At 73.9% G+C, this 20255-nt stretch carries 23 protein-coding genes; 8 read left to right on the forward strand and 15 right to left on the reverse strand.

Annotated features, from left to right (window positions below; genetic code table 11):
- Window positions 1–36 precede the first annotated feature (36 nt).
- Both J2S41_RS19220 and J2S41_RS19225 read right to left on the reverse strand, forming a co-directional pair.
- Window positions 37–1032: an MsnO8 family LLM class oxidoreductase gene (locus J2S41_RS19220; RefSeq protein WP_310369271.1), complete on the reverse strand. Its 996-nt coding sequence runs from the start codon at window positions 1030–1032 to the stop codon at window positions 37–39.
- A gap of 238 nt (window positions 1033–1270) precedes the next feature.
- Window positions 1271–1918, reverse strand: coding sequence for a hypothetical protein (locus J2S41_RS19225; RefSeq protein ID WP_310369272.1), 648 nt, complete (start codon window positions 1916–1918; stop codon window positions 1271–1273).
- A 155-nt stretch (window positions 1919–2073) separates the two neighbouring features.
- On the opposite strand from J2S41_RS19225, the gene J2S41_RS19230 reads away from it, so the two are divergent.
- From J2S41_RS19230 to J2S41_RS19240, 3 genes are read left to right on the forward strand one after another with little or no spacing between them, the layout of a single operon-like run.
- Window positions 2074–3561 (forward strand): sugar ABC transporter ATP-binding protein, encoded by a 1488-nt coding sequence (locus J2S41_RS19230; RefSeq protein WP_310369273.1) that lies wholly within the window; start codon window positions 2074–2076, stop codon window positions 3559–3561.
- A 1-nt stretch (window position 3562) separates the two neighbouring features.
- Window positions 3563–4507 carry an ABC transporter permease gene (locus J2S41_RS19235; protein ID WP_310369274.1) on the forward strand — a complete coding sequence of 315 codons (945 nt, stop codon included), beginning with the start codon at window positions 3563–3565 and terminating at the stop codon, window positions 4505–4507.
- Window positions 4508–4519: 12 nt separating this feature from the next.
- Window positions 4520–5470: an ABC transporter substrate-binding protein gene (locus J2S41_RS19240; RefSeq protein WP_310369275.1), complete on the forward strand. Its 951-nt coding sequence runs from the start codon at window positions 4520–4522 to the stop codon at window positions 5468–5470.
- A gap of 4 nt (window positions 5471–5474) precedes the next feature.
- Here J2S41_RS19240 and J2S41_RS19245 read toward each other — a convergent pair whose 3' ends face one another.
- From J2S41_RS19245 to J2S41_RS19260, 4 genes are read right to left on the reverse strand one after another with little or no spacing between them, the layout of a single operon-like run.
- On the reverse strand, window positions 5475–5891 hold the full coding sequence (locus tag J2S41_RS19245) for a S26 family signal peptidase (RefSeq protein WP_310369276.1): 417 nt from the start codon (window positions 5889–5891) through the stop codon (window positions 5475–5477).
- Window positions 5891–7792, reverse strand: a complete 1902-nt coding sequence (locus J2S41_RS19250) for an ABC transporter ATP-binding protein (RefSeq protein ID WP_310369277.1) — start codon at window positions 7790–7792, stop codon at window positions 5891–5893. Before J2S41_RS19250 ends, J2S41_RS19245 begins: the two co-directional genes overlap by 1 nt.
- A complete protein-coding gene (locus J2S41_RS19255; RefSeq protein ID WP_310369278.1) occupies window positions 7789–8304 on the reverse strand; it encodes a peroxiredoxin family protein in 516 nt (171 codons plus the stop codon). The genes J2S41_RS19250 and J2S41_RS19255 overlap by 4 nt, the downstream gene beginning before the upstream one ends.
- Entirely contained in the window at window positions 8301–8837 is a 537-nt protein-coding gene (locus tag J2S41_RS19260) for a MauE/DoxX family redox-associated membrane protein (protein WP_310369279.1), read from the reverse strand. Before J2S41_RS19260 ends, J2S41_RS19255 begins: the two co-directional genes overlap by 4 nt.
- Before the next feature lie 383 nt (window positions 8838–9220).
- Here J2S41_RS19260 and J2S41_RS19265 point away from each other — a divergent pair, with 383 nt between their 5' ends.
- Complete coding sequence (locus J2S41_RS19265; protein WP_310369280.1) at window positions 9221–9424, forward strand: hypothetical protein; 204 nt, start codon at window positions 9221–9223, stop codon at window positions 9422–9424.
- Here J2S41_RS19265 and J2S41_RS19270 read toward each other — a convergent pair.
- The 4 genes from J2S41_RS19270 to J2S41_RS19285 are packed head-to-tail and all read right to left on the reverse strand — an operon-like array spanning window position 9414 to window position 13954.
- Window positions 9414–10640 carry a DUF1501 domain-containing protein gene (locus J2S41_RS19270; RefSeq protein WP_310369281.1) on the reverse strand — a complete coding sequence of 409 codons (1227 nt, stop codon included), beginning with the start codon at window positions 10638–10640 and terminating at the stop codon, window positions 9414–9416. The genes J2S41_RS19265 and J2S41_RS19270 overlap by 11 nt on opposite strands.
- A gap of 12 nt (window positions 10641–10652) precedes the next feature.
- Window positions 10653–11900, reverse strand: a complete 1248-nt coding sequence (locus tag J2S41_RS19275; protein ID WP_310369282.1) for a DUF1800 domain-containing protein — start codon at window positions 11898–11900, stop codon at window positions 10653–10655.
- Window positions 11901–11940: 40 nt separating this feature from the next.
- A complete protein-coding gene (locus J2S41_RS19280) occupies window positions 11941–13281 on the reverse strand; it encodes a sensor histidine kinase (RefSeq protein WP_310369283.1) in 1341 nt (446 codons plus the stop codon).
- Entirely contained in the window at window positions 13274–13954 is a 681-nt protein-coding gene (locus tag J2S41_RS19285; RefSeq protein WP_310369284.1) for a response regulator transcription factor, read from the reverse strand. Before J2S41_RS19285 ends, J2S41_RS19280 begins: the two co-directional genes overlap by 8 nt.
- 76 nt (window positions 13955–14030) lie before the next feature.
- On the opposite strand from J2S41_RS19285, the gene J2S41_RS39845 reads away from it, so the two are divergent.
- Window positions 14031–14675 (forward strand): flavin reductase, encoded by a 645-nt coding sequence (locus tag J2S41_RS39845; RefSeq protein WP_374728138.1) that lies wholly within the window; start codon window positions 14031–14033, stop codon window positions 14673–14675.
- Window positions 14560–15864, forward strand: a complete 1305-nt coding sequence (locus J2S41_RS19295; protein WP_374728256.1) for a PepSY-associated TM helix domain-containing protein — start codon at window positions 14560–14562, stop codon at window positions 15862–15864. Before J2S41_RS39845 ends, J2S41_RS19295 begins: the two co-directional genes overlap by 116 nt.
- Window positions 15865–15872: 8 nt before the next feature.
- Here J2S41_RS19295 and rpsN read toward each other — a convergent pair whose 3' ends face one another.
- From rpsN to rpmB, 3 genes are read right to left on the reverse strand one after another with little or no spacing between them, the layout of a single operon-like run.
- Entirely contained in the window at window positions 15873–16178 is a 306-nt protein-coding gene (gene rpsN / locus J2S41_RS19300; protein ID WP_310369286.1) for a 30S ribosomal protein S14, read from the reverse strand.
- Entirely contained in the window at window positions 16178–16345 is a 168-nt protein-coding gene (gene rpmG, locus J2S41_RS19305; protein ID WP_310369287.1) for a 50S ribosomal protein L33, read from the reverse strand. The genes rpsN and rpmG overlap by 1 nt, the downstream gene beginning before the upstream one ends.
- The gene (gene rpmB, locus J2S41_RS19310) at window positions 16345–16578 is read right to left on the reverse strand and encodes a 50S ribosomal protein L28 (RefSeq protein WP_310369288.1); all 234 of its coding nucleotides are present in this window, start codon (window positions 16576–16578) and stop codon (window positions 16345–16347) included. The genes rpmG and rpmB overlap by 1 nt, the downstream gene beginning before the upstream one ends.
- Window positions 16579–16636: 58 nt before the next feature.
- Here rpmB and J2S41_RS19315 point away from each other — a divergent pair, with 58 nt between their 5' ends.
- On the forward strand, window positions 16637–17893 hold the full coding sequence (locus tag J2S41_RS19315) for a CobW family GTP-binding protein (RefSeq protein ID WP_310369289.1): 1257 nt from the start codon (window positions 16637–16639) through the stop codon (window positions 17891–17893).
- A 130-nt stretch (window positions 17894–18023) separates the two neighbouring features.
- On the opposite strand, the gene J2S41_RS19320 is transcribed toward J2S41_RS19315, so the two are convergent.
- Window positions 18024–18716: a S1 family peptidase gene (locus J2S41_RS19320; RefSeq protein ID WP_310369290.1), complete on the reverse strand. Its 693-nt coding sequence runs from the start codon at window positions 18714–18716 to the stop codon at window positions 18024–18026.
- A gap of 101 nt (window positions 18717–18817) precedes the next feature.
- A complete protein-coding gene (locus J2S41_RS19325) occupies window positions 18818–19369 on the reverse strand; it encodes an acyl-CoA thioesterase (protein ID WP_310369291.1) in 552 nt (183 codons plus the stop codon).
- Between the two features lie 158 nt (window positions 19370–19527).
- Here J2S41_RS19325 and J2S41_RS19330 point away from each other — a divergent pair, with 158 nt between their 5' ends.
- Window positions 19528–20109, forward strand: a complete 582-nt coding sequence (locus tag J2S41_RS19330; protein ID WP_310369292.1) for a TetR/AcrR family transcriptional regulator — start codon at window positions 19528–19530, stop codon at window positions 20107–20109.
- The last annotated feature ends 146 nt before the right edge of the window (window positions 20110–20255 follow it).

The raw sequence follows: 20255 nt of genomic DNA on the forward strand, positions 1-20255 counted from the left end.
CGTAAGTAAGTAATTAACCACTCGCATAATTGTGTGTCAAGGCCGGCCGAACAGCGCGGCCAGGGCCGCGTCCGAGGCGGCCAGCGCGGTGCGGTCGAAGGTGCTGCTCGCGGCGACCAGTTCCGCCGCTCCGGTACGGTCGAGCAGCTCGGCGAGCCGGCGCTCCACCCGGGCCGGGGTGCCGGTGATCGCGGCGGCGACGGTCTGCGCGAGATACTGCCGCTGGCGCGCGGTGGGGTGCGCGGCGCGGACCGCGTCCACCGGTTCCAGCGGCGGGAAGACGCCGGTCGTCCGGCTTCGGGCCATCGACCACGCCTCCGGCAGCAGCAGGTCGGCGGCCTCCGCGTCGGTGTCCGCGATCAGCACGTCGAGGCTGATCGCCACGCGTGGCCGCTGCTGCTGTACGGACGGCCGGAAGTCGCGCCGGTACGCGGCGAGCGCGTGCAGCCCGGGCTCCGGGTCGCCGCCGACGCCCAGCAGCGGCCCGCCCACGATCACCGGCAGCCCGGCCGCGGCCGCCACCTGCAGTCCACTCCCGGTGGCCAGCACGTACAGCGGCACCGCGCCCTCCGGCCGCGGGCGCAGCGTGACCTCGGCCGAGCCGGTGAGGAACGCGCGCAACTCGTCGAGGTCGGCGGCGAAGTCACGCTCGGTCTGCCGCAGCGCCCGGCGCACCGGCGGGGTGAAGCCGGGCGAGCGGCCCAGCCCCAGATCCACCCGGCCCGGCGCGAACGCGGACAGCGTGGCGAACTGCTCGGCGACCACGATCGGTTGATGGTGCGGCAGCATCACCCCGGCGGAGCCGACCCGGATCGTCGTGGTCGCGCCGGCCACCACTGCCAGCAGCACCGCCGGGGCCGCCCCCGCCACACCGGGAACCGCGTGATGCTCGGCGACCCAGAACCGGTCGTACCCGTGCCGCTCCGCCCACCTCGCCCGCGCCACGGTGCCACGCAGCGCCGCGGTGTCGGACTCACCGGCACGGGTACGGGACCGGTCCAGCAGGGATACGCCGACCTCGGAGTTGATCACCCCAGATCCAGCGCCGCCGGACGGGGACTTGTTCCCCCGCGGGGGGGCGTGGCCCTGCCGGAGAAAACCCCATGGGACCTTCGTGCGGTCGCGGCGGGAGCGCCGGCAGGAGGGCGCGGACCTCACCGTCGAGTGGTACACACCCGCTCGGAGCTGGGCCGCGGCGGAACGCCGTCGGCGCGGGTGCTGGACCGCGTGGCCGGCGCGCTGCTGCTGAGCCGCGCCTGACCCCGCGACGTCAGCGCCCCCGCGGCTCGCCGACGAGGTCGGCGAGCGCCTCCCTCACGACGGCGACGTCGGCCCGGAACATCCCCGGCCGGGAGCGCCCCATCCTGCCCGCGAACCAGTACAGGAACGCGGAGATGGCCAGCGCGATGTACGACCCCGGGTTCCTGAACCACTCGCCGAGCATCGACAGGAGCCCGAGGAGCAGCGTCACCGTCGCCGGGACGGCGTAGATCCAGACCCAGATCAGCGCGTTGAACGACTCCCGGATCGTGCCCGTCAGCATCATGTCCGCACCGGACCACGGTCCGGCGTCCGCCGCGGCGACCGGCGTGGGGGCCGCGGCGACCGGCGTGGGTACCGCGGCGACCGAGGCCGGCCGGATCGGGCCGGTGGCACGTCGCGGCGGGACGGCCGGCGGGGCGGCCGGCGGGGCGGCCGGCGCCGGCCGGGCGACGAGCCGGCCCTTGAAGTGCGCGGACATCTGGTACGGACTGCCGTTGACCCGCACCTTGACCCGCCCGGACCGGTAGACCCAGGCGTGCGACGATCCGCTGAATATCCACCGGAATCGCTTGTCGCCCAGCTTGTCGCCCAGCTCCGCCAGCTTGTCGCCGTCGGCCCTGATCGAGACCTTCTCCGAATGACGCGTCAGCCGCATGCGTCCCCCCTCTTCGTGCCCGGCCACCATACGCGGCGGACGCCACCCCCGGCGATCTACACATTGACATCGGTCGAAGGTGCGATGTCTGATGGGTCGATCAGTCATTGGGGGTTGCCGATGAGCCGCACCATGACCGCGCCCGGGGCCGGCGCATGACGCTTCTCCTCGAGGCGACCGGCGTGCGCAAGAGCTTCCCCGGCGTGCGGGCACTGAGCGACATGCACCTGGAGCTGCGGCACGACGAGGTGCTGGCGCTGGTCGGGGAGAACGGTGCCGGCAAGTCCACGCTGATGAAGCTGCTGACCGGCGCGCTCCGGCCGGACGCCGGCACGTTCCGGCTGGACGGCGAGGAGTTCGACCCGCGGCGGGCGGAGCCGCTCGGGATCAGCATCATCCATCAGGAGTTCAACCTGATGCCGGACCTGACCGTCGCGCAGAACGTCCTGATCGGGCGCGAGCCGCGTACCCTCGGCATGTTCATCGACGAGCGCCGGCTCAACGCGCGCACCGGCGAGCTGCTGGACCGCCTGGGTCTGCCGCTCGACCCGCGGGCGCGGGTCGGCGACCTGCCGGTGGCGCGCCAGCAGCTGGTCGAGATCGCGAAGGCGCTGTCCCACGAGGCCCGCGTGCTGATCATGGACGAGCCCACGGCCGCGCTGAACGACGCCGAGGTGGCGGTGCTGCACGGGCTGATCCGGCGGTTCACCGGCCCGCGCACCGGCGTCATCTACATCTCGCACCGGATGGAGGAGCTGACCCGCGTCTCCGACCGGATCACGGTGATCCGCGACGGCCGCCACATCGGCACGGTGGAGACGAGGGGGGTGGAGCTGCCCCGGGTCATCTCCATGATGGTGGGCCGGGAGCTGGACCTGAGCGCGACGCCGGTCGGCGTCCGCGACGACCGCGCGCCGGTGCTGTCCGTGCGCGGCCTCGCCACGAAGAGGCTGCTGAAGGACATCACCTTCGAGGTACGCGAGGGCGAGATCCTCGGCATCGCGGGCCTGATGGGCGCGGGCCGCACCGAGCTGGGGCGCGCGATCGCCGGCGCCGATCCGATCTCCGCCGGCACCATCAGCGTCCGCGGCCGTCCCGTGCGGATCACCAGCCCGGCCCGGGCCGCCGCACTGGGCATCGGCTACCTCTCCGAGGACCGCAAGCGCTTCGGCCTGCTGCTGGACCAGTCCGTGGCCGCGAACATCGCGGTCGGCTCGCTGGGCGGCCCGCTGTCCCGGGCCGGTTTCGTGGACGACGGCCGGGTCCGCGCCACCGCCCAGCGATACATCGACGCCCTGCGGATCAAGACAGCGGGGGTACGCCAGGAGGCGCGCCACCTCTCCGGCGGCAACCAGCAGAAGGTGGTCATCGCCCGGTGGCTGGCCAGGGACTGCGACCTCCTGATCGTCGACGAGCCCACCCGCGGCATCGACGTCGGCGCCAAGGAGGAGATCTACCAGCTGCTCAACGAGCTGGCCGGGCAGGGCCGCGCGATCGTCATGATCAGCTCGGAGCTGCCGGAGATCCTGCGGATGGCACACCGCGTGCTGGTGCTCAGCGGCGGCCGGCTGACCGGCGAGCTGTCCGCGGCCGAGGCCACCCAGGAACGCATCATGCACCTGGCCACGCGGCGGGGGGTGTGATGTGCTCGCCCGGCTCCAGCAACTCCTCGCGTTCGCCGGCCTGATCGTCATCGCGGCGGTCTTCGCGGTGGCCACGCCCACGTTCGGCACGTACGGCAACGTGGTCAACATCCTGTTCTCCACCGTGGTGATCGGGCTGCTCGCGCTGGGCACCACGTTCGTCATCGTGACCGGCGGCATCGACCTGTCGATCGGCACCGGCATGGCGCTGTGCGCGGTCATGTCCGGCACGTTCGTCGTCACCTGGGGCCTGCCGTGGCCGCTGGGCGCGCTGCTCGCGGTGCTCTTCGGCGGCCTGATCGGGCTGGTCAACGGCGTCAGCACGGCGCGCTTCGGGCTGCCGCCGTTCATCGCGACGCTCGCCACCATGCTGGTCGCGCAGGGCCTGGCGCTGGTCGTCTCGGAGAGCACGCCGATCTACTTCAACGACTCTCCCGGTTACCTGTTGCTCTCCACCGGCACGCTGATCCCGGACTTCCCGAACGCGGTACTGGTGCTGATCGCGGCCACCGCGGTCGCGGCCGTGCTGCTGCGCCGGAGCGTGCTCGGCCGGTACGCGTTCGCGATGGGCAGCAACGAGGAGGCCACCGCGCTGTCCGGCATCGACGTGACCCGCTGGAAGATCGCGATCTACACGCTGGCCGGGTTGTTCACCGGCCTGGCCGGGGTGATGATCTCGGCCCGGCTCGGCTCCGCGCAGCCGGCCACCGGCGCCGGCTACGAGTTGCAGGCCATCGCCGCGGTGGTGATCGGCGGCACCTCGCTCTCCGGCGGCCGGGGTTCGATCGTCGGCACCGTGATCGGCGCGCTGATCATCTCGGTGCTCAACAACGGCCTTCAGCTGCTGTCCATCCCGCAGGAGTGGCAGAACGTGATTCTCGGGATCGTCATCCTCATCGCCGTCTACGCCGACATGGCCCGGCGCCGGGCGGTCGCCGTCCACTAAGGAGTGAGTCTCATGCGCAGACGTCAGCTGCTGATCGGCGGCCTGGCCGTGGCCGGGCTCGCGGCCTGCGACCGCGGCTCCGGCGCCGCCGGCGACGGTCCGTACGTCGCGATCGTCTCCAAGGGCTTCCAGCACCAGTTCTGGCAGGCGGTGAAGAAGGGCGCGGAGCAGGAGGCGGCCGGCGCCGGCGCCACCATCACGTTCGAGGGCCCGGCCACCGAGAAGGAGGTCGAAGCGCAGATCACCATGCTCACCAACGCGATCGCCAAGCGCCCGGACGCGATCGGGTTCGCCGCGCTCGACTCCAGGGCCGCGGAGGGCCTGCTCCAGCAGGCGAAGGCGCAGAACATCCCGGTGATCGCGTTCGACTCCGGCGTGGAATCCCAGGTGCCGCTGACCACCGCCGCCACCGACAATCTCGCGGCCGCCGGCGAGGCCGCCAAGCACATGTCCGAGCTGATCGGCGGCTCAGGAAAGGTGGCGCTGGTGGTGCACGACCAGACCAGCCTCACCGGGCAGCAGCGGCGGGACGGCTTCACCGGGTGGATGGCCGCGAACGCGCCCGGCGTGCAACTGCTGCCGGTCCAGTACGGCGAGGGCGACCAGGCCAGATCGGCCGACATCACCAAGTCGATCCTGGGCGCGAACCCGGACGTCAAGGGCATCTACGGCGCCAACGAGGGCTCCGCGATCGGCGTGGTCCGCGGCGTCCAGGAGTCCGGCCGTACCGGCGTGACGATCGTCGGTTTCGACTCCGGCAAGGCCCAGCTGGACGCGATCCGGTCCGGGCTGATGGCCGGCGCGATCACGCAGAACCCGGTCGGCATGGGCGCCGCACTGGTCTCCGCCGCACTCCGGGCGATCCGCGGCGAGACCCTGGAGAAGACCATCGACACCGGCTACTTCTGGTACGACAACACCAACATCGACAGCCCGGAGATCCAGGCCGTGCTCTACCAGTAGCGGCTCAACCGGTGCGCGGCGCGACCGGGAGCGCGGCCCGCCGCAGGACCACGCCCACCACGTCGCCGGTGGTCAGGAAGCCTAGCTGCCGGGAGTCCATGCTGTCCGGGGCGGTGCCGAGGACCAGCAACCGCCCGGCGGGTACGAGGTCCGGCCCGCCCGCCGTGCGCAGCTGCGGCGGGACCGGCTCGCCCGCGGTCGCGACCACCCGCTTGACCATCGGCGGGCCGCTGTCGTGGATGCGGAACATCACCACGTCACCGGTGCGGCAGCGGCCGGTGCGGCGGACCAGCACCCGGGACCCGGCGGCGATCAGCGGCTGCATGCTGGAACCGGTGACCGTGACCACGATCAGCGACCGGCGCGCCCACCCGGCCGCCACCGCCAGCAGCACGCACGCGACCAGGAGGAACGCCAGCATCAGGCACCGCCGGCGGGCGCGGGGCCGACGATCACCACGTCGCCGGGGCGGGGGACGCGGGCGTCCTGGTAGGTGGTGGCCTGGAGGCGGAACAGCGACGCGTACCGGCCGCCGTCGAGGGACATCAGCTCGTCGTGGGTGCCGCGTTCGGTGATCCGGCCCGCGTCCAGCACGACGATCAGGTCCGCGTCGCGCAGGGCGCCGAGCCGGTGCGACACGAGCAGGCTGGTACGGCCGGCCCGGCGGGCGGCGAGCGTACGGTGCACGTGGTGCTCGGCGACGGCGTCCAGCCCCGCGCTGGGCTCGTCCAGGATGAGCAGGTCGGCGTCGTCGCGCAGCACGGAGCGGGCGATCGCCAGCCGCTGGAGCTGGCCGCCGGAGAGCATCACGCCCCGGTCGTCACCGGCGCCCAGGAAGCTCAGGCTGACCATCGTGTCGTAGCGGCGCGGAAGGTGGTCGACCGCCTCGGCCAGGCCGCCCAGCTCGGCCGCGGACCGTACCCTCCCGGCGTCGTCCAGGTGTTCCAGGGCGCCGACGCCGATGTTCTCCCGGACGGTCAGGTCGTAGGTGACGAAGTCCTGGAAGGTGGCCGAGATCCGGCGGCGCAGCGTCTCCGCGGACAGATCGCGGATGTCCACCCCGTCCCAGAGGATCGCGCCGCGCTCCGGGTCGTAGAGGCGGCAGAGCAGCTTGACCAGCGTGGTCTTCCCGGCGCCGTTGAGCCCGACCACGCCGATCGCCTGCCCGGCCGGGATGGTCAGGTCGACGCCGCGCAGCACCCACGGCCCGTCCGGGGTGTACCGGAACCAGACGTCGCGCAGCTCGATGCCCCGGGTCAGCGGCGCGGCCGGGCGGGTGCCGTCGGTCAGGTCGTCCGCGGCCTCCATCACGGCCGTGTAGTGGCGCATCAGCAGCAGACCGGCCTGGACCCGGCCGAGGCTGAGCAGCAGCCCGCCGATCGCGCTCTGCATCGCGGCGACGGCCGCGACGAACAGGCCGACGTCGCCGACCGTGGCCCCGCCCGCGGCCGCGCGCCAGGCGACGACGCCCACGCCGACGCCGCCGACGACGCCGTTGAGCAGCGCGAGCAGGCTCTGGATGAGCGCCGCCCGGCGCTGCACGGACAGTTCCACGTCGACGCCCCGGGTGAGCGCCTCGATCATCCGGCCGTGGAACAGCGCGCCGAGGCCGAAGAGGCGTACCTCCTTGGCGGCGTGCCGTTCGGTGAGCAGCGAGCGGTAGTAGTACTGGCGGCGCTGGACCGGCGAGATGGTCTGCGCGGCGGCCGCGTGCCGGCGGGCGGTGGCGCGCTGCCCGAGGTACGCCGGGACCAGCGCGGCCAGCAGCAGCAGCCCGATCGGCGGCCAGATCGTCATCAGCGTGCCCGCGAACCCGGCGACCGCCACGGTCTGCCGCAGCACCTCCAGGCCGAACATGACGACCTCGTTCGGGGTGATGTCCGCGGCCTGCGACGCCAGCCGCAGCCGGTCCTGGTGCGCCGGCTCCTCGAAGTAGCGCAGCCCGATCAGCCGGTTGACCCGCAGGCTCAGCCCGGACTGCACCCGCAGCGTGACCGCGCGCTGCACCCGGGCGCCCAGGTACATGGACACCTCGCCGATGACCAGCACGGCGCCGCCGGTGAGGGCGGCGCCGAGCGCGAGCAGCAGCACCGGTACGGCACCGGGCGTACCGGCGGCGAGCCGGTCGATGAGCAGCTTCATCAGCCAGGCGGCGACCGGCGCGGCGCCGCCGGCCAGCAGCGCGAGCGCGGCCAGCGCCGCGTACCCGCCGGGTGCCGCGCGGAGCCCGATCAGCAGCGATTGCCGGGCGATCCGCCAGCGCTGCCGCGCCGGGAGGGACGCCGAATCCCCGGTGTCACCGGCCGCGATGACGACGGTCACGCGTGCGCCCCGGCGAGCTGGTCGAGCGCCAGACCGGACCGGGTGATGACCGCGTCGGCGACGGTGAACACGCGCGGGTAGCCGTCGACGCCGCCGAACGCGTCGCCGATCGGGCCGCCCAGATCGGCGCGGCTGACCAGCGCCCACGGCACCCGGGCCGCGACCTCCGCGGTCGCCCGGTCGTCCCCGGCCACGAACAGGACCAGCCGCTCGCCGGGCACGGGTGCGCCGGACGCCAGCTCGTCGATCGTCACCTCGCACGGCGGGCAGCCGGCGGAGACGAACGCCACCAGGCTGCGGCCGTCCGCGAGGTCCCGGTCGGTGAGCGGCGCGCCGGTCGTGGTGCGGGCCGTGAACGCGCCGATCCGGCGGCCGGGCGGCGTCAGCGACAGCGACGGGCCCGGGGTGGCCGGCCGGTCCCGCAGGTGCCGGATCACGGCCGCGGTGAGGCTCAGGTTGAGCAGCGTCAGGGTCAGGGTGACGATCAGTCCGGCGAGCATCAACCACGTCATGGCAGGTCCCGTCTCGGGTGGGTGAGGGCGAACCGCAGCTCGCGCGGGAAGGACAGCGCCGCGGCGGCCAGGGCGGCGCAGGAGAGCAGCAGGCCACCGGCGACCGGGCCGGGCGTGGCCGCGGCGGCGGTGGACGCGGTGGCGCCGAGCGCGCAGATCAGCACCAGGATCGCGTTGCGGATCAGCTCGGCCCGGCCGATCGGACCTGCGTCACCGCCGAAGCAGTTGCAGCGCACCTCGTGACCGGCCCGGCGCGCGGCCAGCACGGCCAGCGAGATCCCGGTCAGCAGCAGGCCGCCCAGGGCCAGGCCGGCGACCGCGGTGGCCGGCACCGCCACCAGGACCAGCACCGCGGCCTCGGCGGCGACGACGAGCGCGGCGACCGCGGTCCGGGCCTGATACGGCAACCAGGTGAACCCGGCCAGCGAGGCGCGGAACTCCCGCCACCGCTCGTGCCCGCTCACCTTGCCGATGATCGCCAGCGCCATCACGAAGCCGATCACGCCACGGCAGACGAGTTCTACTGAGGACATCGACACCTCCCGGGGGCCGGCCGGTGCGGGTGCACCGGCCGGCCGTCACGCACTCCGTCGGGTCAGCAGCTTCCGACGGCGTAGAGATAGGTGCAGGAGCTGGGGATACAGCCACAGTCACAGCTGTAGACCCGCGAGCAGTTGGCGTACCAGAGGGTGCCGCCACTGCAGATGTAGTAGTACGCATTCCCACAGGGGCCGGGGCAGATCGTGCAGGCCCCCGCCTCCTCCTGCGGGAGGAGCCGGCCGAGCAGCCGGCTACCGAGGTTGGTCAGAACTGTGGACATCGAGCTCCCTTCACTCACGCGCCCCGGCGTCGCGGGGCGCGGCCCAGATCGGTCTCGCATCCGGAAGCTTGGGCCGAGCGTAAGAGGCTCGTAACAATGCACAAAATCGTTAACGCCGGACAGTTGGACACCGGTCCCGCCGGGTCGCGTACGGTCTGCTACCCGGCGGCCGGCACCTCCGCCGAGCCGGCGCGGAAGGCGTCCACCCCGCCACCGGAACGGGACGTGCTCGCCGAGATGCCGCGGCCGGAGCCGGCCGAGGCCGCGGGCACCGTCGGGAGCCGTGCGGTCACGTCATGACGCCGTCCAGGCGCCCGGTCCATCCGTCCAGTGCAAGGCCGGGGTCGGTGGCCAGCACGCCGGCCAGCAGTGTCGCGTACACGTCGCGGAAGTCGACGGTGTGCTTGAGGTCGCCGTCGTCGAGGTCGGTCAGGCTGGGCTGCTCGCCGTGCAGGCCGCCGCGCACGCCGTCGCCCAGCAGGAAGACATCCGACGCGGTGCCGTGATCGGTGCCGTCGGAGGCGTTGGCCCGCACCCGCCGGCCGAACTCCGAGTAGACCGCGATCACGACGCCCCGGCCGGTCATCCGTTCCGCGAACGCGGCCAGCGGCCCGTCCAGCCGGGCCAGCTGCGCCCGCTGGGTGTCCTTGCTGTCGGCGTGCAGGTCGAACCCGCCCAGCGACACGGAGTAGACGCGGGTCGCCGCGCCCGCCTCGATGCACCGGGCCACCAGCGCGAGCTGCCGGTCCAGCGGGGGCGCGTCGCCGCCGGTCGCCGTGGCGGGCGCGTCGGGCTCGGTCTCGTCGCCGGCCGGCGCCCCGTCGTCGACCTGGGCCATCAGGTCCTGGACCCGCATCAGGTCGGCGAAGCAGGCCGCCGCGCGGGCCTGCGCCGCGGACTCGCCGGCCGCCGGGGTGCCGAACGCCGTCAGCACGCCGGGGCCGGCCGCCTTCGGCAGCGTCAACGTTCCGCCGGGCACGGTGGCGCCGGCGGAGGTGGCGCCGGCCAGCAGTGGAGGCAGCACCGGCTCGAACGACACCGCCAGGCGCGGATCGCCGCTCGTGGTGTCCAGCCAGCGGCCGAGCCACCCGGTGGTGCCCGGCCGGTCCGGCTGGGCGGTCTGCCAGATGTCCATCGACTGGAAGTGGCTGCGGTTCGGCCTCGGATAGCCGACCCCGCGGACGACCGCCAGCCGGCCGCTGCCGTACAGCCGGTGCAGGCCGGGCATTCCGGGGTTGAACGCGAGGCCGTCGCCCAGGTCGAGCAGTTCCTCCGCCGGGTACGTCATGCCGGGCCGGGCGGCCGCGTAGGCCGGATCCGCGTACGGGATGACCGTGTTCAAGCCGTCGTTGCCGCCGTACAGGGTGACCAGGACCAGAGTCTTCGCCAGCGGATCGCGCGCGGGCGCGGTGGCCAGCACGTCCCGCAGGCCGACCGCGGTGGCGCCGGCCGCCAGGGCCGCGCCGCCGGTGATCCCGCCGGCGATGAGCAGCCGGCGCCGGGTGAGGGTGTTCATGTCGGACTCCTGTCAGTGAACGGCGTACTCCGGGCTGGCCAGGCCGAGCGCCAGCAGCCGGCGGGGGTCGTCGACGTCGCGCAGCCCGGCGTACGTACGGTCGGTCCAGGTGTCGACGGCCAGCAGCGTGGCCAGCTGTTCGGCGCCGTCCAGACCCTCCGCCGCGGCCGGGGCGAGCGCGGCGAGCTGCTGACCGGCCCGCAGCCGGGCCACGGTGCCGGACGTGGTGAGCCAGGCGGTCCCCTCCGGCCAGCCGCCGACCGACGGCGGCGCGAACGGCACCTGACCCAGCGTCCGCAGCACCGCGGGCAGCCGCGCGCCGGTCCGCTCATCGACCGGAATCCCGAGCTGGCGGACCGCCCCGATGAGCCACTCCACCGGCTGTTTCACCAGCGTGCCCGCGGTCGCCGCGAACTCCGGCGCGCGGCACATCGCCCGGATCAGCGCGGTGGTGTCCCGGCCGGCCGCCAACACCGGCGACGGTACGGGCGACGTGGTCCCGGCGTAGCGGGCCCAGAGCCGGCCGGCCAGGAAGGGCACGTGCGCCTCGTGCCGGACGAGCAGGTCGGCGAAGGAGTCGACGTCGAAGGTGCCGGTCCGGCCGAGCAGCGTGACCGCGCCGTCGTCGTGCCGCTGCGGCACCAGGCGGGCGGTGCCGGAGCGGTGGTCCACCTGCCAGCCGGTGAGCACCCGCGCCGCCGCCTTGACGTCCGCCTCCGAGTAGGCGCCCAGCCCCAGGGTGAACAGCTCCATGACCTCGCGGGCCAGGTTCTCGTTCGGCGCCTTCCGGGTGTTCCGCTGCCCGTCCAGCCAGATGATCAGGGCGGGGTCGCGCAGCATCGCGCGGATGAGCGGGCCGGTGTCGCCGGCGCCGTACCGCCGGAAGGTCTGCTGCTGGGCCAGCATCAGGTGGGCGGAACGCACCTTGCGCGCGCTGGTCGCCCAGTGCCCGTGCCAGAAGAACGTCAGCTTCTCGGCCGATCCGCCGCCGGCCATCCGCGCCAGCCACCAGCGTGTCGCCGTCGCGACCTGCGCCCGCTGCTCCTGCCGGGCGCGCTGCCGCTGCTCCCGGGCGGCGCCGGCGTCGAGCATCGCGTACGGGTCGACGTCCAGCTCCGGCGGGCGCACCTCGGCGGCGGGCCGCAGCAGGCCGTCGAGTGTGGCCTCGTAGCCGGCCGCCGTGGCGGCGTCGATCTCGGCGGCGGTCGGCCCGAACGTAAGACGGCGGAGCAGATGGGAGATCGCACGACGGTCGGCCATGGCCGCACGCTAGGCCGCCGGTGTAAGGATCAGGTAAGCCTCACGTTCGGCCGGGGTACGGCAGCGTCATCGTGAACCTGGCACCGCCCTCGGGCGCATGGCCCGCCTCGATGGCGCCGTCCAGCCGGGCCACCAGGCGCGCGGCCAGGGCCAGGCCCAGCCCGCTGCCGGTCTTGCGCTCGTGCCGGTACCGCTGTTGCAGCGCACCGCGCTGGAACGCCACGGTGAGATCCTCGTCCGTGAAGCCGGGGCCGCCGTCGCGGACCTCCACCACGCCACCGGCCCCGCCGGCACGGACGGCGAGGATCAGCGGCGCACCGGCCGGCAGCACCCGCAGCGCGTTCTCGCACAGGCCGTCGATCACCTGCCGGAGCCGAGCCGGATCGGTCTCCACCGTGACCGGGCCGGCCGGTAGCTCCACGGAGAGCAGCGGGCCGTCCGGGCCGCAGCGCGGCGCCCACGCCTGCCCGGCCTGGGCGACGAGCTCGATCAGATCGACCGGCTGCGGGTGCACCGGCAGGTCCGCCGCCTCCAGCCGGGAAAGCACCAGCAGGTCCGAGATCAGCCGGTCCAGGCGGTCGGCCTCGGACCGCATGAGCGCACCGGCCGCGGGTACGCCGTCGGCCGCCAGCACACCGTCGGCCAGCGCCTCCGCGTACCCGCGGATGGTCGCCAGCGGGGTGCGCAGCTCGTGCGAGACGGACAGCAGGAACTCGCGCTCCCGGCCCTCGCTGATGTGCAGCGCGGCACCGAGCTGGTTGAGCGCCGTCGCCAGCTCCGCGGCCTCGGCCGGCGGCCGGACCGCCAGCCGCACCGAGCGATCTCCGGCCGACAGACGTGCCGCCGCCAGCGCCGCCTGCCGCAGCGGTCGGGCCACCACGTACGCCAGCAGCGCGCCCGCGCCGGCACCGCCGGCCAGACCGGCGAGCAGGGCGATCCACACCCCGCCCAGCACCCGCGCGTCGGCTCCGCGCACGGCCGCGCGGGTCAGCACCACGCCGCTGTCGTTGCCGCTGAGCGGGCGCCCGGAGATCAGCACCGGCTCGCCCGCGACGACGTCCCGCGTGTCCACCGCCTCGCCGGCCGCGATCCGCGCGATCACCCGCTCGGGCAGCCCCGGCCGGTCCGCGGCACCGCGCCGGACGAGGTAGACGGCGATACCCTGCTCGCGCAGCCGGGCGACGATCCGTTGCCGGGCCACCGGCCGCTCGGTGGCCAGCAACTCGACCGCCAGCGCGGACTTCTCCGCCAGATCGACGCGGGCCGCCTCGTCGGCGGAGCGCACGGCGAGGGGCAGCGCCACCAGCGCGGTGACGAGCACGCAGACCACCGCGGTGGCCGCGGTGACCAGGATGGCGCGGCCGACGAAGGTCCTAGGCATCGGCGGTGTAGCCGACGCCGCGGACCGTCCGGATCACGCCGGCCGCGTCGCCGAGCTTCGCGCGGACCTGGGCGACGTGCACGTCGACCGTGCGGGTGCCGTCGGGCGAGGCGTAGCCCCAGACCCCGGCCAGCAGTTCCTCGCGGGTGAACACCCGGCCGGGCCGGCGCAGCAGGTGACCGAGCAGGTCGAACTCGGTCTGCGTCAGCGACAGCGGGCGGCCGGCCACGGTCACCAGACGCCGCTGCGGGTCCAGCGCCACCGGCCCCAGCGTGCGGACCGCCGCGCCGTCGCCGGGCCCGGCCGCGCGCCGCACCAGCGCGCGCACCCGTGCGACCAGCTCGCGCGGGCTGAACGGCTTGGTCACGTAGTCGTCGCCGCCGAGTTCGAGCCCGAGGATTCGGTCGACCTCGTCGTTGCGGGCGGTCAGGAACACCACCGGCGTCCAGTCACCGTCCGCGCGCAGCCGCCGGCAGATGTCGGTGCCGTCCATCCCGGGCAGCGCGATGTCCAGCACGCAGGCCACCGGCCGCAGCCTCCGGGCGGCCGCCAGGCCGGCCGGGCCGTCCCGCTCCACGTGCACCCCGAAGCCGTCGCGGCTCAGGTAGAGCCGGACGAGGTCGGCGATCGGCCGCTCGTCCTCCACGACGAGGACCAGTCCCTTCCCGCTCACCGCCCCATTGTGCCGTCACGGACGCCGGCCGGACAGCCGGGCAACGACGGCACCCCGGCCGAGTGGCGGGTCGCGGATGGAGTGCGCCGCGCACGTGGCCGTGCACCTGCTCGCGGCCGGCCGGCGGACGCTCGCCCGGACGTTCGCCACCCGCGGCATCGACCGTTTCGCGGCGCCGGCCACCTGGCACACCGGCCCGCACGGTGTGCCACTGCTCGACCGCACGCTGGTCCGGCCGGCGTGCCGCGTCATCCGCCGCATCCCGGCCGGCGACCACGCCATCGTGCTGGCCACCCCGCTCACCGGCGCGACCCGGATCGCCGGGAACCGAACGGGTTCGCGGTACGACTACCCACGCGGAGACCGGCACGTGACGCGGGTCTCCGCCGACGCCACGGTGGTCGTGGGGAATCCGGGCGGGTCGGCTGCCCCCGCCCGGAGGCCGGCGCCACCGCGCCGGCGACACCCAAGACGAGGAAACGCCGATGTCCGTCACCCCCGAGGTCACCGCGCCCGCTCCGGCCTCGACCCCCGTCCCCCGCCGCGCCGGCGGCGGCTCCGCGTTCGGTGCGCTGCTGCTGCGACTGCACTTCTACGCCGGCATCATGATCGCGCCGTTCCTGGTGGTCGCGGCCGTCACCGGCCTGCTGTTCGTCTCCACGCCCACGCTCGACCGGATCGTCTACGCCGACGAACTGCTGGTCGACGAGGCCGGCGGTGACACCGTCCCGGTGTCGCAGCAGCTCGCCGCCGCACGGGCGGCACACCCCGAGGGCACCATCACCGGGGTACGGGTGAAGGGCGGCGAGTGGACGACCCACGTCGACTTCGCGATGCCGGAGCTGGCCGCGGCCGAGAAGGTGCACACCGTCTACGTGGACCCGTACACCGGGGCGGTGACCGGGCAGTTGACCACCCAGTTCGGCTGGACGCCGCTGCAGGCCTGGCTGGACGTGCTGCACCGCGACCTGCACCTCGGCACGGTCGGCAACCTCTACTCGGAGCTGGCCGCGAGCTGGCTGTGGGTGATCGCGCTGGGCGGCATCGTGCTCTGGTGGCGCCGCCGCCGTACCGTGCGGAAGCTCTTCGCTCCTGAACTGTCCGCCCGGAAGGGCGTGCGCCGGACCCGGGGCTGGCACGGCGCGGTCGGCGCGTGGCTGCTCGTCGGCCTGCTCGGCCTGTCCGCCACCGGGCTGACCTGGTCGAACTACGCCGGCGCGAACTTCGGCCTGCTGATCGACCAGATCAAGGGCGGCACACCGTACGTCTCGACCGCGCTCACCGGTGCCCCGCCCGGCGAGGCCGGCGGCCACCACGGCGGCGGCGCCGCACCGGCCACCGGCGCCGACCCGGACGGCATCGACACCGCGCTCGCGGTCGCCCGGGACAACGGCCTGGACGGGCCGGTCTCGATCATCCCGCCGGCCGACGCCGCCACGGCGTGGCAGGTCACGCAGATCGACACGCAGTTCCCGGAGCGGTTGGACAGCGTCGCGGTCGACCCCACCACGAGCACGGTCACCGACCGGGTCGACTTCGCCGACTGGCCGGTCACCGCCAAGCTCACCAACTGGGGCATCAACGCCCACATGGGACTGCTGTTCGGGTTGGCCAACCAGATCCTGCTGGCCGCGCTCGCGATCGGCCTGCTCTGCGTCATCCTCTGGGGCTACCGCATGTGGTGGCAGCGCCGGCCCACCCGCGACGGCCGTCGCGCGCTGGTCGGCACCGCCCCGGCCCGGGTGGACTGGCGAGCGGTCCCGGCCTGGGCGATCGTGGCCGGCATCCTGGTGGTGTTCGCGATCGGCTGGGCGCTGCCGCTGTTCGGCATCCCGCTCGCCGCGTTCATCGTCGTCGACGCGATCGTGACCACGGTCCGCGAGCGTCGCGGCGGCCCGGTGGGTGGCTGAGCCGCCTCCTACCAGGACGCCTTGCGTACCCCCGGAAGCTCGCCGCGCAGAGCCAGCTCGCGGAACCGGACCCGGGACAGCCCGAAACGGCTGAGCACGCCGCGCGGCCGGCCGTCGATCTGGTCGCGGTCGCGCCGCCGGCTCGGGCTGGAGTCGCGCGGCAACGACGCGAGGGTACGCACGGCGGCCGCGCGCACGCCCGGGTCGGTGTCCGGCGCGGAGATCGCCCGCTTCAGCGCGGCGCGCCGCTCCGCGTAGCGCGCGACCAGCGCGGCCCGGCGCCTCTCCCGCTCGATGAGACCGCGGCGGGCCATCAGCGCTCCTCGCGGAAGTCGACGTGCCGGCGCGCCATCGGGTCGTACTTGCGCAGGACCAGCCGGTCCGGGTCGTTACGCCGGTTCTTGCGGGTCACGTACGTGTAGCCGGTCCCCGCGGTGCTGCGCAGTTTGATCACGGGGCGGACCTCATTGCTCCTGGCCATCAGAGCCGCACTCCCCTGGCGCGCAACCGGGCGACGACCGAGTCGATGCCGTCCCGGTCGATGATCTTCAGCCCGGTGGTGCTGACGGTCAGGCGGACGGTGGTGCCGTCCGCGAGCCGGAAGCGGCGGCGCTGCACGTTGGGAATCCAGCGGCGCCGGGTGCGGCGGTGGGAGTGCGACACGGCGTTGCCGAAGCTCGGCTTCGCGCCGGTCACGTCACAGATGGAGGACACGACCCGACTCTAAACGAAAATCGTTGTCATTATCAACTCGATGCGCCAGGATGGCCGGATGAGTGCCGATCCGATCACCTCCGTCGCCTCCCCGGCCGTGGACCACCGGCCCGCCGTCACCGTGCTGTCCGGCTTCTCCGCCGGGGCCGTCCAGGCCGCGACCCGCGCCCTGCTCGTCGCGGACGACAGCCTCGTCGCGATCCGCCATGACCTCACCGGGCTGCGGCACGGGCTGGTCGGCCGTACGGTCGAGACCGCCGCCGCGGTCCTCGAGCACACCGCGGTCGACCTGGCGCACGGCTGCGTGTCCTGCACGCTGCGCGAGGACGTGCTGCCCACGCTGGTCCGGCTGGCCCGCGAGCGCCCCGGCCGCGATCTGCTGCTGGCCCTCCCGCCCGCGGTCGAGCCCGAGACCGTCGCGTCGGCCTGCGCGCACACCCTGGTCGACGGCGCGCCGGTGACCGGCAGCGTGCGGTTCGACAGCTACGTCGCCGTCGTGGACGCGGACCGCTTCCTGGACGACCTGGCCAGCCCGGACGACCTGCGCGACCGCGGCCTGCACGCGGCCGACGACGACCATCGGGCGGTCGCCGAGGTGGTCGCGCACCAGGTCGAGTTCAGCGACACCGTCATCCTCTGGAGCCGCCCCGGCACCGACGCGCTGGAACTCGACCGGCTCGACGCGCTCGTGCACCGCCTCGCCCCGTGGGCGGTCCGCGTCCCCACCGGCACCGCACCGAGCCTGGACTGCACCGGGCTGGCCGCGCGCGTCCGCCGCACCGGGCGCCACGACCCGCGGCGCCCCGGCGTACTCGGGCTCGCGCTCGAGGGCCGTCCGATCGCCGTGCACGACCCCGACGGCGGCCACGGCGTCACGTCCATCGCCTTCGATGCCCGCCGGCCGTTCCACCCGAGGCGGCTGCACGACGCGCTGGAGGAGCTGACCGAGCATGCGCTGCGCGGGCGCGGCCAGCTCTGGATCGCCAGCCAGCCCGACGTGGCGGTGGCGTTCGAGTTCGCCGGCGGCGGCGTCAGCCTGGGCAGCCTCGGCTACTGGCTGGCCGCCCTGCCCGCCGGCCGGTGGACCGAGACCAGCGACGACCGGCGCCTCGCCGCCGACCTCGACTGGGACCCGTACTACGGCGACCGGCGCACCGCGCTCGCGCTGATCGGCCTGCACCTCGACCACGACGCCGTCACCGCGCTGCTGCACCGCTGCCTGCTCACCGACGCGGAACTGGCCGACGGATTCGACACCTGGCACGACCTGGACGACCCGTTCGCCGACTGCTTCCCGTTGACCGGCGACGATTGAGCCTTGACTCCTCGACCGCTGCGCCGGGTGCCGACCTGGGCGGCGGGCGCTCGGCGCCGGCGACCGCACCCGGTTCGTCGTCGTCGCCTACCGGAGCGGCTTCGCCCGCCCCGGTAGGTGGCCGCCGGCGTCACACGCCCGCCGTCGACCGGATCCAGTCGCGGTGGGCGGCGATGCTCGAGTAGACGGTGATTCCGCGGGGGTCGTCGCCGTCGTGGTCGAGCATCGACGCGACGCCGACCTGTTCGCCCTCGTGGAACTGGGGGCCGCCGGAGTCGCCCGGCATGGCGGCGCCGGTCCGGCCCTGGTTAACGAGGGCTCTGCCGCCGAACATGTCCGTACGGCCGTCCGCCGGCATCACCGTCACCTCGGCGACCTTCAGCCGCGGCGCGGGCGGTCCACCCGGGGTCTCCCGTCCCCAGCCGTAGATTCTGTCGATCTCACCCGGGTCCGGGTCGGTGCCGGCGAGCCTCGCGTACCCGGTGCGCACCGGGCGGGACAGGTGGAGCAGGGCTACGTCGGAGTCGATCAAGGGGTGCTTCTCGTCGACGCGGACATCCGTACCGGCTCCGAATTCGTTGTTTCCGATCTTGACCCGCATCTCGTCGTCCGGGTCGACGCAGTGCCGGGCGGTGAGCACCCATCGGGGCGCGATGACGGTGCCGCCGCAGACGAAGCCGTCCGCCACGCGGCCCGGCTCCTCCGTGTAGACCTGCGCGGCCCAGGGGGCCCGGGCGGAGACGACGCCGCCCACGATGGCCTGAGCCTCCGCGGGGGCCAGGACGACCGCTGTCAGGACGCATGTCACGGCCAGAACGCGCATGGGGAATCCCTTCCGGTGACGAGGATGTCCCACTCAACCTGCCCGGCCGATGTCCCGGTGCGGTCCGGCCCGGGTCCCGGTCCCGTCGCAGGAAGCGCGCGTCAGCTCGACCAGGCGCTCGGGGCCGGCTCGCGGGTGGAGGGCAGTCCGGTGTGGGCCGCCCACTCCCGCATCCACTGCGGCAGCACCCGATCCTCCGGGGCCGGGTCCGCCCAGGTGAGGACCTCCTCCATGGGTACGACCCCGGCGCCGCGCCGGATGAAGCGCATCCGGACGGCCGCCTCCGCGTAGATCTCCCCGTCGACCGTGAAGCGCTGCTCGAAGTAGACCGCCCGCTCGTCCACGCCGGCGATCCGCGTCTCGACCGTGAAGGTGTCGCCGAGGTTCAGCGACTTGCGGTACGTGATCGTCTGATTCGCCACCACCGCCTGGACCCGCTCCCGCCGGGACCGGTCCCAGATGCCGGACCGGATCACCAGGTCCATCCGGCCCAGGTCGAGGAACGACAGGTAGGCGCTGTTGGTCATGTGCAGGTAGATGTCGAGATCGCGCGGGCGCACCGTGTAGGTCCGGCGGCTCACGTGCCAGGCGCTGAGCCGGCCCCGCCGCTTCGCCGTCGCCAGCAGCCAGAAGAGACGCACGAACATGTTCATTACAAGCCTCGCTTCGACGGACCTCTCCTTGACACTGTCAAGGAGGGCCAGTATCCGATCATCACGTTGACAGTGTCAAGGGCGGGACGCGACACTCAGACGTGGCATCTACCGAGGATTCGGCGGCCGAACCGCGTACCGACGGCCGTGCGGCTCTGATGAAGGCGGCCTGGCAGGAACTCGCCGAACACGGCACCGCCGGGCTCAGCCTGCGCGCCGTGGCGCGTCGCGCCGGGGTGTCCCACGCCGCCCCCAAGCACCACTTCGCCGACCGGGCCGGCCTGCTGACCGCGCTCGCGGTCGAGGGGTACGCCGCCCTGGTCGAACGATTCCGCACGGTGCTCGACCCGCTCAGCGACCCGGTAGAGATCATCGAGGCCCTCGGCCGCACCTACCTCGACTTCGGCCTGACCCGGCCCGACATGTTCGAGGTCATGTACGGCACCGAGCCGCTGCGCGCCGACGACCCCGAGTTGGCGGCGGCCCGGGCATACGTCATGAGTCTGCTCAGCGGCGCCGTCGCCGGTGTGCGCGCCGACCGTTCCGCCGACGGCGGCCGGCCGATCACCGACCCGTCGCTGATGACCTGGGCATTCATCCACGGCCTGACCCAGATCGCCCGCGACGGCTCGCTGCGGCGCGTCACCGGCAGCCCCGGCCCGGCCGAGACCGCCGCCCGCGCCCACCACCTCATCGCCACCTTCATCGCCTGGCTGCGCCTGGCGGAACACCGCGCCTGACCTGCGGCCCGGTCCGGCCGGCGCCGGTGCGTCCGGTGGGTCGGAAGCGATGAAGCACGGGCAGTGACCTCCACGCGTCGGAGCGAGGTCGTGTTGCCCAGATATTGACGGGCCGCTTCATCGAGGTAACAATCCCTCAGAGAGCG

Source organism: Catenuloplanes atrovinosus (genome assembly GCF_031458235.1).
Classification (GTDB): domain Bacteria; phylum Actinomycetota; class Actinomycetes; order Mycobacteriales; family Micromonosporaceae; genus Catenuloplanes; species Catenuloplanes atrovinosus.